This is a genomic window from Rhodococcus wratislaviensis (assembly GCF_041228765.1).
In the GTDB taxonomy this organism is placed as follows: Bacteria; Actinomycetota; Actinomycetes; order Mycobacteriales; family Mycobacteriaceae; genus Rhodococcus_F; species Rhodococcus_F wratislaviensis.
The window spans coordinates 453,557-466,305 of sequence record NZ_CP150489.1; the positions used below are offsets into that span (position 1 = coordinate 453,557).

9 protein-coding genes are annotated in these 12,749 nt (G+C 66.7%); all 9 read left to right on the top strand.

Annotated features, from left to right (window positions below; genetic code table 11):
• Positions 1 to 66: 66 nt before the first annotated feature.
• The 9 genes from WKC72_RS40900 (at position 67) to WKC72_RS40940 (ending at position 12,725) form a co-directional block, all read left to right on the top strand.
• Positions 67 to 1,773, top strand: coding sequence for an FAD-dependent monooxygenase (locus WKC72_RS40900; RefSeq protein WP_370184968.1), 1,707 nt, complete (start codon positions 67 to 69; stop codon positions 1,771 to 1,773).
• Entirely contained in the window at positions 1,770 to 3,875 is a 2,106-nt protein-coding gene (locus WKC72_RS40905) for an acetate--CoA ligase family protein (RefSeq protein ID WP_370184970.1), read from the top strand. Before WKC72_RS40900 ends, WKC72_RS40905 begins: the two co-directional genes overlap by 4 nt.
• Positions 3,872 to 5,554, top strand: coding sequence for a (2,3-dihydroxybenzoyl)adenylate synthase (locus tag WKC72_RS40910; RefSeq protein ID WP_370184972.1), 1,683 nt, complete (start codon positions 3,872 to 3,874; stop codon positions 5,552 to 5,554). Before WKC72_RS40905 ends, WKC72_RS40910 begins: the two co-directional genes overlap by 4 nt.
• A 69-nt stretch (positions 5,555 to 5,623) precedes the next feature.
• Complete coding sequence (locus tag WKC72_RS40915; protein ID WP_370184974.1) at positions 5,624 to 6,703, top strand: cupin domain-containing protein; 1,080 nt, start codon at positions 5,624 to 5,626, stop codon at positions 6,701 to 6,703.
• A 6-nt stretch (positions 6,704 to 6,709) separates the two neighbouring features.
• Entirely contained in the window at positions 6,710 to 7,537 is an 828-nt protein-coding gene (locus WKC72_RS40920; RefSeq protein ID WP_370184976.1) for a fumarylacetoacetate hydrolase family protein, read from the top strand.
• Between the two features lie 11 nt (positions 7,538 to 7,548).
• Positions 7,549 to 8,283 carry a maleylpyruvate isomerase family mycothiol-dependent enzyme gene (locus WKC72_RS40925; protein WP_370184977.1) on the top strand — a complete coding sequence of 245 codons (735 nt, stop codon included), beginning with the start codon at positions 7,549 to 7,551 and terminating at the stop codon, positions 8,281 to 8,283.
• Between the two features lie 622 nt (positions 8,284 to 8,905).
• Entirely contained in the window at positions 8,906 to 10,141 is a 1,236-nt protein-coding gene (locus tag WKC72_RS40930) for a UTRA domain-containing protein (RefSeq protein ID WP_370184978.1), read from the top strand.
• 186 nt (positions 10,142 to 10,327) lie between these two features.
• Positions 10,328 to 11,428: a zinc-binding dehydrogenase gene (locus WKC72_RS40935; protein ID WP_370184980.1), complete on the top strand. Its 1,101-nt coding sequence runs from the start codon at positions 10,328 to 10,330 to the stop codon at positions 11,426 to 11,428.
• Positions 11,406 to 12,725, top strand: a complete 1,320-nt coding sequence (locus WKC72_RS40940; protein WP_370184982.1) for an ABC transporter substrate-binding protein — start codon at positions 11,406 to 11,408, stop codon at positions 12,723 to 12,725. Before WKC72_RS40935 ends, WKC72_RS40940 begins: the two co-directional genes overlap by 23 nt.
• Positions 12,726 to 12,749 lie beyond the last annotated feature (24 nt).

Consider the following 12,749-nt stretch of genomic DNA (forward strand, 5'->3'; position numbering starts at 1 on the left):
ATGTCACATAATTGGGTGAGAGTTCGCCCGAGATCCGGGCCACAGTCACATGAGGGGCCGACATTGATGTCCATCCCAGATCAGAATTCGTCGCCTGCCGCAGCACCGCTGCGCGTCGCCTGCATCGGCGGTGGACCGGGCGGATTGTTCTCCGCCATCGCGTTGGCACAGACCGTGCCGGGCTCGACGATCGACGTCTTCGAACGCAACAACGAATCCGACGTCTTCGGGTTCGGGGTCGTGTTCTCCGACGCGACGCTCGACAACGTCGACCGGATCGATCCCGTACTGCGGGACGCTCTGGCCGAGCACGGCCGGCACTGGGACACCATCGAGGTGCGCGGCAAGGGTGTGACCACCTCCGCCGGCGGCAACGGAATGTCCGCCGTGCACCGACGGGTCCTGCTCGGAGCGCTGCAGGACCGCGCGACCGAACTGGGCGCTCGCCTTCATTTTTCGACCACCGTGGATGTCGACGCGCTCGACGCCGGCGGTGAGTACGACCTGATCATCGCCGCAGACGGCGCGAACTCTGCGTCGCGGGAACGTTTCGTCGACGAGCTCGGGCATTCGGTCGACGAGGCCGCGGTCAAGTTCATCTGGTTCGGCACCACGTTCCAGTTCGACGGACTGACCTTCCTGCACAAGAAGTCCGAGCACGGCAATTTCGCCGTGCACGCCTACCCGATCGGCTCCGACCTGAGCACGTTCATCGTCGAAACCGACGAGGCCACCTGGCGCCGTGCGGGCCTGGACGGCTTCGACGTGTCCACCCCGCCCGGGCAGTCGGACCTGGTGACCCAGCGCTACCTCGAGGAACTGTTCGCCGATCAGATCGACGGTCACAAACTGGTGGCCAACAACTCCCGATGGGCGAACTTCCGTACCCGCCGCACCCGCCGCTGGCACACCCGCGCCGCGCAGGGCACCCCCGTGGTCGTCCTCGGCGACGCCGTGCACACCGCCCACTTCTCGGTCGGCTCCGGCACCAAGATGGCCATGGAAGATGCCGCCGTCCTCGCCCAGACCGTCGCCGATCATCGCGGCGACCTCGATGCCGCCCTGGCCGCGTTCGAGGACATCCGTCGCCCGCAGGTCGCGAAGATCCAGGACTCGGCGATGCCGAGCCTGTCCTGGTGGGACCACTTCGGTGAGTACTACCGCGCACTCGAACCGTGGCAGTTCGGATTCCACTTCTTCAGCCGCGCCATCTCGGCCGAGAAGATGCGCGTGCGCGACCCCCGGTTCGTCTCCGACGCCGAGCGCGCCTGGAACACCCAGCACGGTGCTACCCCCTTGGATACCCCGCTGACCATCGGAGCCGTCACGCTCGGGTCCCGGCTGCTGCAGATCACCGAATTCTCCAACGATTCCCTGCATTTCAGCGACGGCACGACTTCGGTGGTCGCCGGAACATCCACCGGCGAACCGGACGTGGCGGCGATCTTCACCGCACCGGACGCAGACCGGACCTCGCTCGACGTCGTCACCCGCACCGAACTCGATGAGCTGTGTGCGCGGACACCGGTTGCTGTCGCGGTCCGCGGAGGCACTGCCCTCTCCCGGGTGTTGTGCGCCGAACACATCCGCTTCACCCATCGCATCCCGGTGATCGTCGTCGACCAGCCCACGTCTCTGCGCGCCAGGCGCGCTGTCGACGAACGGGACTGCGCCGCAACGTTGATCCTGTCCGGTCGCGCCGACGCCGTCGCTTTCGAACCCACCGCCGACGCGCATCCGCGTGTCCTCACCTCCGCCGAGGTCGCGAAATGACACTGACACACACTCCCGCGCCGACGAACACACCACTGAACCGACTGTTCGCCCCGACGTCGATCGCCGTCGTCGGAGCATCCGCCTCCCCCGGGAAACTGGGGTCGGTGATGCTCGACGCGATCAATCGTGGCAGCGACGGCACCGTGACCGCCTACGGGATCAACCCCAAGGGTGCAGGCGACGGATTCCACGTGTCGCTGGCCGCCGCCACCGAAGCCCACGGCGCGCCAATCGACCTGGCCGTGCTCTGCATTCCGGCCGCGGCCACCCCAGCCGCGCTGCGTGAGGCCGCGGACTGCGGCGTCGGCGCCGCGCTGATCTGCTCCGGCGGATTCGCCGAGGCCGGCCCCGACGGTATCGCGCTGCAGAATCAGCTCGCCGACATCACTGCCGAGACCGGGATCCGGTTGCTCGGCCCCAACACCTCCGGCTTCTTCCGCCCGGGAAACACCACCGTGAGCTTCGTGCCGACGGTCGAACACATCAACCGCGGCACCGTCGCGGTCGTCGCGGCCAGCGGCGGCATGAACCACGCCCTGTCGTTCCTGCTCTCCGAGCAGGGCGTCGGCGTCGGACTCGGCGTCGGGCTGGGCAACAGTGTCGACGTGACCAGCGTCGACGTACTCGAATACCTGAGCGAGGACCCGACCGTCACCGCCATCGCGCTCCACGTCGAATCCGTCGACGACGGCCAGGCCCTCCTCGCCGCGGTGCGCAAGGTCACTGCCGAGAAGCCGATCGTGGCGATCGTCGTCGGGCGAAGCGACGTCTCCGCCTTCTCCGAATCGCACACCGGCGCCCTCGCGACGTCCTGGAAGACCACCCGGGCGCTGCTGGCCGAGGCCGGCGCCGTGGTCGTCGACTCCGAGCGGCAACTCGTCGATGCGCTCGCCGTGCTCAGCCGCACCCGGTTGCCCGCCGCCCCGGCCCCCGGCATCGGCCTCGTCACCGCCCAGGCCGGCCCCGGTCTGATGATCCTCGACGAATTGCTCGCCCAGGACGTGCAGGTGCCGACCCTCACCGGATCGACCCAAGCGGGATTGTCGGAACTGCTGCCGCCGTTGACGTTCCAGGCCAATCCCGTCGACACCGGTCGGCCCGGCACCACCTTCGGCAACGTATTGGCGACCACGGCGGCCGACCCCGGGATCGACGCCCTCGCGGTCTATGCCCTCGCCGAACCCGACGCCATCGATCTCGCCGCCGCCGTCCGCGAATCCGAAGTACACACCGACGTGCCCGTCGTCCTCGGCATCGGCGGCCCCGCAGAGGCAGTCGGCAAGACCTTCGCGTCGGCCGCAGAGATCGGTGTCCCGGTACTGCCGAGCCCGACCGCCCTCGCCACCGGCATCAGTGCGCTGGTACACGACGCACGGAGTCGCTTCCTGCGCGCCGCCGACCCCCGGCCGACCGCTACCGTCACGGCCCCGGCACTGTCGCTGCCCGTCGACGAGGCCGCCGCCAAGGACCTCCTCGACGCCCTGGGAATCGCCACACCCCAGAGGCGCGTCTGCGCCGACCGCGCCGCCGCACACCAGGCTCTCACCGAACTCACGCTCCCGGTCGCGGTGAAGATCCTCGACGCCACGGTCGTGCACAAGACCGAGATCGGCGGGGTCCACCTGGGGATCCGCACCGCCGAGGACCTCGACCTCGCCCTCGACGCCCTCGACGCCATAGGCGCACCCGCGTATCTGGTCGAGACCATGGCTACCTCCGGGGTGGACCTGTTCCTCGGCGCCCGACGGGATCCGGTGTTCGGGCCCATCGTGGTCGCCGGACTCGGCGGCACGGCGGCAGAGGCCATCGGCGATGTCGCCATCCGCAGCCACCACCTCACCCACGCAGCGGCCGCCGCCATGCTCGACGACCTCCAGTGCGCGCCGTTGCTCGACGGCTGGCGCGGCGGCCCCGTCCTGAACCGCGACGAGTTCGCCCACCTCGCCGTCACCGTCGCCGGCTACCTGGCCGCCCATCCCGAGATCAGCGATATCGAGATCAATCCACTGCGGCTGACCCCGACCGGACTGACGGCCCTCGACGCGGTCATCCTCCCGGCGCCGAACCGGCCCACCGCACTCGAAGGAGAGCTGCAATGAGCACCCGCACCCCGCTGTCCATCGAGGGTGTCGTGCCCTGGCCCGATGATGTCGCCGAGCAGTACCGCAAGGCCGGGTACTGGCAGGGAACGTCGATCGGCTCACACATCGCCGGACAGGTCGAGCGCAGACCCGACGACGAAGCCCTCGTCGACGGCTCCACGCGCCTGACCTACCGGCAACTGTGGGACAAGTCCGCCTCCTGCGCCCAGTACCTGCTCGACCTGTCGATCGCCCCCGGTGACCGGATCGTGCTGCAACTGCCCAACAGCTGGGAGTTCGTCGCCCTCACCCTCGCGTGCTTCCGGACCGGGATCGTCCCGGTGATGGCGCTGCCCGCGCACCGCAGACACGAACTCACGCACCTCGCGTCGCTGTCCGAGGCGACCGCGATCGTCGTCGCCGACACGGACCGGGATACCGACCTGCGCCAGATCGCCCAGCAGGTCGCCGCCGAGGTCCCCAGCATCCGGACGGTGCTCGTCCACGGAGAACTCTCGAACGACCCGACGCCGCACGCACCCGAGCGCGCGCTCGCCGCCGGCATGGACACTCCCGTTCGGTTCACAGACGCCGAGTACGAACCGACCGGCGCGGACGTGGCCTGCCTGCTGCTCTCCGGCGGCACCACCGGACTGCCCAAACTGATCGTCCGCACCCACGACGACTACGTCTACAACGTCCTCCGCTGCAACGATGTCACCGAATTCGACTCCGACACAGTTTATCTCGGGACCCTGCCGAGCAGTCACAACTTCCCACTGGCGTGTCCGGGCATTCTCGGTGCGCTGTTCGCCGGCGGCCGCACCGTGATGCTGCCGTCGCCGGCCCCCGAGCGGGCCCTGCGCACCATCGACGCCGAAGGCGTCACCGTCGCCACCGTCGTTCCCGCCGTCGCCCAGACCTGGATCGAGCACCAACGCGAGCATCACACCATGACCGGCACCACGCTGCGGGTGCTCCAGGTGGGCGGATCCCGCATGCCCGACGAACTCGCCGCCCGCGTCGAACCCGTCCTCGGCGCCCGCCTGCAGCAGGTCTTCGGGATGGCCGAGGGTCTGATCAACATGACCCGTCTCGACGACGACCCGGAAGTCATCACCAATACCCAGGGCCGACCGGTCAGCGAGGCCGACGAGATCGCCGTCGTCGACGAGATCGGCGAACCGGTACCCGACGGCACCCCCGGCGCCCTGCTCACCCGCGGCCCCTACACCCCGCGCGGCTACTTCCGGGCACCCGAACACAACGCGAAGGCGTTCACTCCCGACGGGTGGTACGCCAGCGGCGACATCGTCGTCCGCCGCCCCGACGGAAACCTGGTGGTCGCCGGCCGCGACAAGGACATGATCAACCGCGGCGGGGAGAAGATTTCCGCCGAGGAAGTCGAGAACTTCGCGTATCAGATCGACGGCGTCGAGATGGCCGCCGCCGTCGCCATGCCCGACCCCAAACTCGGTGAAAAGCTGTGTCTGTACCTGTCGCTGACCGACGGCCACCACGTCACCCTCGACGACGTCGTCACCCTCATGAACGAGGCCGGCGTCGCCCGATTCAAACTCCCCGAGCGGCTCGTCATCGTCGATCAGATGCCCACCACCAAGGTCGGAAAGATCGACAAGAAGGCCATGCGCGAAGACATTCGCCAACGCCTCGCCCGCGAAGACACCGCGTCGTAAGACTTCCGAGGATCGGCGACGTGTATGGCGCCGTCGCCGATCCTCGGTCTCCACTCGAAGGAGCCCTCCATGCATACCCCCGACCCCTCCATTGACGACGCTCCGGAGCTGACACAGCTCTATCACGATTTCGAGGCCGAGCACCTGAATCCGTTGTGGACGCAGCTCGGTGATCTGATGCCGATGACGCCGACGTCGCGGGCGGTGCCGTTCGTGTGGAAGTGGTCGACGTTGTATCCGTTGGCGCGGCGGGCCGGGGATCTGGTGCCGGTCGGCCGGGGTGGGGAGCGGCGGGCGATCGCCCTGGCGAATCCCGGTTTGGGTGGGGTGCCGTATGTGACGCCGACGTTGTGGGCGGCGATCCAGTATCTGGGTCCGAAGGAGGTGGCCCCCGAGCACCGGCACGCGCAGAACGCGTTCCGGTTTGTCGTCGAGGGCGAGGGGGTCTGGACGGTCGTCAACGGTGATCCGGTGGCGATGCGGCGCGGCGATTTCCTGTTGACCCCGGGCTGGCATTTCCACGGTCACCACAACGAGACCGATCAGCCGATGGCCTGGATCGACGGCCTCGACATCCCGTTCGTGCATTACACCGACACCGGGTTCTTCGAATTCGGGTCCGAGAACGTCACCGACGACTCGACCCCGGATGTGTCCCGGTCGGAGCGGTTGTGGGCGCATCCGGGGCTGCGACCGCTGGTCGGGTTGGACGCGAAGACGTCGTCGCCGATCGCGGCGTACCGGTGGGAGCACACCGACGCGGCGCTGCGCGAGCAGTTGGCGCTCGAGGACGAGGGGTACGCGGCGACCACCGAACCCGGTCATGCCGCGGTCCGCTACACCAACCCGACCACCGGTGGGGACGTGATGCCCACGATCCGCGCCGAGTTCCACCGGTTGCGGGCCGGTGCCCACACCCGGCCGCGCCGGGACGTCGGCTCGACCGTCTATCAGGTGTTCGAGGGTTCGGGCCGGTTCGTCCTGGGCGGTCAGACCCGCACCGTCGGCAAGGGCGACATGATCGTGGTCCCGTCCTGGACGGAGTGGTCGATCGAGGCCGACACCGAGTTCGACCTGTTCGCGTTCTCCGACGCCCCGATCGTCGAGCGCCTGCACTTTGATCGCACCTACATTTCCGAAGGAGCCTGAAATCTCATGAAGCTTGCCACCCTGCGCCACACCGGTGCCACCGTCGCCGTCCGCGTCGATTCCGACACCGCCGCCACGATCATCGACGGGTTCGCGGACCTGTCGGCGCTGCTCGCCGACCCGGACTGGAGGTCGATCGCCGAGAACGCCTCCGGTGACACCGTGGACCTCGCCGGTGCGGATTACGCGCCGGTGGTCCCGCACCCGGGGAAGATCATCTGCGTCGGGTTGAACTACGCCAACCACATCAAGGAGATGGGCCGGGACCTGCCGCAGTACCCGACCCTGTTCGCGAAGTTCCGGGAGGCGCTGACGGGCCCGTACGACGACGTGGTCGTCCCCGCCTACGCGGCGGCGCAGCTGGACTGGGAGGGGGAGTTGGCGTTCGTCGTCGGGAAGCAGGCGTACCAGGTGCCGGAGGCCGAGGCGGAGTCCTACATTGCCGGGTATTCGGTGATGAACGATTACACGATGCGGGATTACCAGTACCGGACGTTGCAGTGGGATCAGGGCAAGACGTTCGAGAAGACCAGCGGTTTCGGGCCGTTCCTGACGACCACCGACTCGTACACGTTCGGCGGCACCCTGGTCACCACCCTGGAGGGGCAGGTGGTGCAGTCCACCACGACCGATGATCTGGTGTTCACCCCGGCCAGGCTGGTGGAGTACATCTCGCACATCGTGACGCTGCAGCCCGGTGACGTGGTGATCACCGGCACCCCGGGTGGCGTCGGGCACGCCCGCAAGCCCGGGCTCTACATTCAGGACGGGCAGACGATCGAGGTCGCCATCGAGGGCCTCGGCACCGTCCGCAACAAGACGATCATCAAGTAAGGACGCACCCAGTGGGTTTCCACGATCTCGACCTGAACGAGCAGTTGCTGATCGCCCGCCGCGGCACGGCGTATTTCGCGCAGCGTCTCGCCGAGCTGACCGACGAGCAACTGCACGAGCCGACCGGGTTGGCGGGGTGGTCGCGGCGACATCTGCTCGCGCACGTCGGCTACAATGCGGCCGCGTTGTGCCGGCTGCTGGACTGGGCGGCCACCGGGATCGAGACCCCGATGTATGCGTCGCCGGAGCAGCGGGGGCGGGAGATCGGCGAGGGCGCCACCCTGTCGGCGGCGGCGTTGCGGAACCTGTTCGATCACACCGTCGCCCGGCTCGACGAGAAGTGGCGGCATCTGCCGGCCGCGGCGTGGGAGGCGCAGGTGCGCACCGCGCAGGGCCGTCTGGTGCCGGTGTCGGAGACGGCGTGGATGCGGACCCGGGAGGTGTGGATCCACGCCGTGGACCTGGGGAACGGGGGCCGGTTCGGCGACTTCCCCGACGTCGTGCTCGATTCGCTGCTCGCCGACATCGTCGGCATGTGGCGTCGTAAGGACCTCGGCGCGGGCCTCGTGCTCGCGGTCGACGGAGGTGAACCGGTTGCGGTGCAGCCGGAGTCACCACCCACCGAGAAGGTGTCCGGGCCCCTCGCCGCCGTCGTGCGGTGGGCCGCCGGGCGCGGCGCGGTCGGGGTGAGTGCGGCCGGGGTGAGTGCGGGCGGGGAGATTCCGGAGCCTCCGCACTGGTTATGACGCCGCACTGACAACTCAACAACGTGTGTGCCGGTACGTGGGCGGCGGGTCAAATGATCCTTCCGTCGCGCTCTTTGTTGATGATTGGAGCCTCGGCCGCAAACCTGGTTCGGTGGTACCGAGCCCCGCGGGGCCCAGGCACAGTGCGCCATTATCGAATCCATCCGACACGCCGAGCGCGTGGGAGGTGCACTACCGCCCATGCCCGGCTCTTCTGGTCGACTCCATACGGGCACTGCTGATTCTCAATAGCGATTGCCGCAGATGCCAGTTCAGTGATCTTGGGGCGAGTGTCATCCGCGCGATACACCAGGGCAAGGGCGGTGGCCGGAGTGCGGTCAGCGGAGCGGCGTCACAGATACTCCAGGCGGGGGTTGTGCGGACTACTCGCCCGAGGCGACAGACACGCCGATCCCATTGCGACGAGCGCGATCATGGTATTCAGGCGCAGTCACTTCGTACGTCCGGATCGGGGCGCACCCAGCACCCGAGCAGATTGTTGTGACAAGATCGAGCATGGTTTCGAGTGCTTTCGCGGTCAGCTGGTTGAGCAGCCCATTTTGCCTGACAAGCTCGATCCATCGGTCTTGGCCTGCGTTGCTTCGTCTACCGGCCCGGCCGATTGTCCGCCCTGGCCGTCGGCACGGTCGCGACGACCATCTTCGGTGGTCTCACTCCCTACCTTTCCCAAGCGCTGGTCCATGCCAGCGGGTCGGCGATCGCCCCCGTCGTCATAGTCACCGCCGTCGCGCTGATTGTGCTGCCCGTCCTGTGGCGGATACCTGAGACCGCGACGAGGCGCCCGGCGAGAGTCGGCAGCGACACGCATCTCGACAGCTGTGGTCGCCGTGACAAGCTCCCGGGGCCGTCGCCCTACAAGTCGTTCGTCCCCGACGCCTGTGTCGGCCTGGATTCCGGCATCGATCAAGCTCGACCAAGCTCCCTTCCCGGCGTATCGCGTCGCTTCGGCGGCATTGTCCCAGTTCAGGCGCACGAACCACGATCATCAGACCGCTTAACTTGTTGGTTACAGAGAGCTAATGCGGTACCGGCCGTTTCTCTCTACATTGATCGCATGATTCGGCACGGAGCAGACGAACACCCGCGAACGGGGCGGCGACACGCCGCCGCACGGCGTGTGCGGGACCTGCTCCGCGCGGCCATCGTGCATGACGAGTTTCCTGCAGGCACGTTGCCAGGCGAGCCCGAACTCATGCTGGCGTTCTCGACGAGCCGACAAGTGATCCGGGACGCTCTCGAGCTTCTTCGAGACGAAGGACTCGTGCGGAGGGCGCAGGGTGCCGGTACCCTGTCGACCGCTTCCAAGGTCCGCCACAACTTCGGCTTTCTCCACGGCCCGGACGGCGCCGACTCAACCATCAGGCATCGTGTTCTGGCCGTCAATGAGGAGCCGGCAGCCCCGCAGGTTGCCCAGCGCCTCGGCATCGACACCGGTGTCGGCTGTGGGGTCATCGACCTCCTGACGACGCTGGACGATGAACCGTTCTACGCCTGCACCACCTATGTTCCGGCCACATTCTTGCCGGTCGTATCGCAGATGGACGCGGAGATGGAGTGGTTCTCGCTCTACGAGACTGCAGGTATCGAGTTGGGTACTACGGACCACTCGATCGAGGCGGTCGTTGCCGACGATCTGGTGGCGCAACTTCTCGATGTCAGGGTCGGGCATCCGCTTCTCCTGTTCGAGCGGCTCCTGCGGGATGTCGAGGGTATCCCGCTCGAGTATGCCTTTACGCGAGTGCGGGGCGACCGGCTCACCCTGATGCAGCATCTGACCCGGCCGACTTTGCTCGAGGCGCACGGGATGCCCGTTCTGAGCCCCGACTCGACGGGCTGACCTAACCCCTTCTTTCGCGGTCTCGCCTCGATGCCGCGCCTACTCTCCGGGCCCACATCATTTGGGGCGGAGCAACTTCACGAGTTCTCGACGCGCCATGGCTCGAGATCGCGGAATCGGTCGATGCAAGGACCGGGTATGCACATTTCCATATGAGATTCAATCGGTTCGAAGAAGGGTAGAAGCGTGATCTACAGCGAATTGGCGACCACATCCGCAAGCGACGACCAGCACCAGGGCCTTCCCCGCAGAATGCGGGCTGTGCGGGTTGGCGTCGCGGGAGGTGGTCCAGAGGCGCTAGCGCACGAGGTGATTTCCGTCCCGGTGCCCACGGCCGGCCAGGTGTTGGTGAAAGTCGAAGCCACCACTGTGATCTCCTCGGAAATTGCGAGCAGGGAAGGCGTCTCCACCGCGGTGCTTCCGCTGACGTTGGGCAACGAGTTCATTGGGCGCGTGGTGTCGGCACCCGGCGGCGAAATACCGCTTGGAGCAAGGGTTGCGGGCGGTTACGGCGGTTACGGCTACACCCGCGACGGCGCCTGGGCTGAGTACATCTGCGTCGAGGCCCACGACGCGATACCTTTCACATCCAATCTCGATTCGGTGACCCTCGCCGCGATCCCGGCCTCCTTTACGGCAGCCGCGGGAAGCATTGTCGCGCTGGGAGACGTTCGGGGTAAGAGCTTGCTGGTACGCGGAGGAACAGCCGGGGTGGGTCTGGCGATCGCCACACTCGCGGCCGATGCCGGAGCACGGGTCATCTCGAGCACTCGAGCTCCTAACAAACGTGACAAACTGTTGGACCACGGAGTCGATGCGGTCGTGATGGATGGCCCAGATCTCGCACAGCAGGTCCACGCCCTCATCCCAGGGGGTGCTGATCTCGCCGTTGACCTACTCGGGTTGGCAACTTTGCCAGCCACTTTGAAGTCTGTGCACGAATACGGTGTCGTCTGCCTCACCGGGCTCCTGCAAGATCAACAGAACTCCATTCGGACGGGTGTCCGGGAGGATCGTTCCACGAACAATTTCCCGCATCCCCTCGAATTCATTCCTCCGACCGTCCGGCTGACGGTTGGAGGCGTGCACGGGTCACCTCGCACGCCGGAGATGGTGCAGGACTGGTTCAGCGGCTTCGAGTCTGGTCGTTACCGCATGCCCATCGACTCCGTATTTGCATTCGACGACATGGCGAGCGCGCACCTGCGGCGCGCGGATCCCGATGCGTTCGGCAAAATCGTCGTCACCCTTTCCGGCTGCGCGAATGCGTCGTCAGCTGCGCAGTAATGCGCCTAAGAATCCATTTCTTTCCGGCAAAGGACAACCCATGAAGAAGCGACTGGACACGCGGACCGCCGGGGCAGTGAGTTGCGCTATGCTGGCCACCCTTCTCGTCGGGTGCAGTGCGAACCCCACAAGCCCCTCTGATTCTGTGCCAACGAGAAAGGACAACCCCTACGCGGGGCTGACCGAGCCTCCCATCTCGGTGATGACAATCGGGAACTGGACGCAACCACTGTTGGGCACGTCCAATCCGGAGTTCCCAGCCGGCGCCGAGGCTGCCGCCGCCGCGGTCAACGCGGCCGGCGGAATCAACGGTCGCCCGATTCAGGTCATCGTCTGCAGCGACGAGCTCACTCCGGACGTTGCCCGGCAATGCGCCCGCGATGCGGTCGAGCAAAAAGTCGTCGCCGTGGTCGGATTGCAGACGGTGAACGAGACAACCATTCTGCCGATCCTCGAGTCGGCAGGAATTCCCGCGGTCGGCGTCTACCCCTTCACCGAAGTAGGTCTCAGCAGTCCCGCGTCCTTCCCCGACGTCTCCGGGTTCATCGGGCAGACGGTGGGAATGGGACTGCAACTGGGGGCCGCCGGTGCCGAGAAGGTAAGCGTTGTCGTCCCAGGCGGTATGGGGGGCATTTCCACCGCGATCCGCGATTCAGTCGAGGTCGGCGCCGCGAAAGCAGATGTGCCCTTTGGGGATCTGGTCCAGGTACCCGCCAAGTCACCGGACCTCAGCGCGGTGGTGGCGGCCGCGACCGGTGACGGTGCCAGCGTGGCCGGCTTCGCCAATGACGAAGCGGAGTTCGTCCGGTCGATGCGCATGCTCGCTCCTGATTCCTTCGTCACGACATTCCCGTTCAACCTCACCTCCAAGGTGCTCGAGAGCGTCGGTGAGGATGCCGAGGGAGTGATGTCGGTGGAAGGCTTCGTTCCGCCCACCGCGGACACTCCGGGAACCCGACAGTTCAGGGAGGACATGGAGGCCTACGACCCGTCGATTACGGTCACTGCGACGGGTCTTCACGAATGGTTGGCGATGTCGACCTTCGCCCGGGTGGCGGCACAGCTCGACTTACTCAGCCCAGCCACCGTGAAGGATGCAATGAGCAACCTTCGAAACCTCGACATGGGCGGCATAACCCCGCCGTATTCCACGATGGCACAGGACCCGCGTTACCCGAGACTGTTCAATCCGACCGTTGTCTTCCAGAAGATCGAGAACGGGCAGACGGTGCTCCAACATCCTGAGCAGTCGCCCTTCGTCCCCGTCGGGGACCTGATCACCACGAGCTCCGGCTAGCCACTTTCGCCGGGACAAGACAGG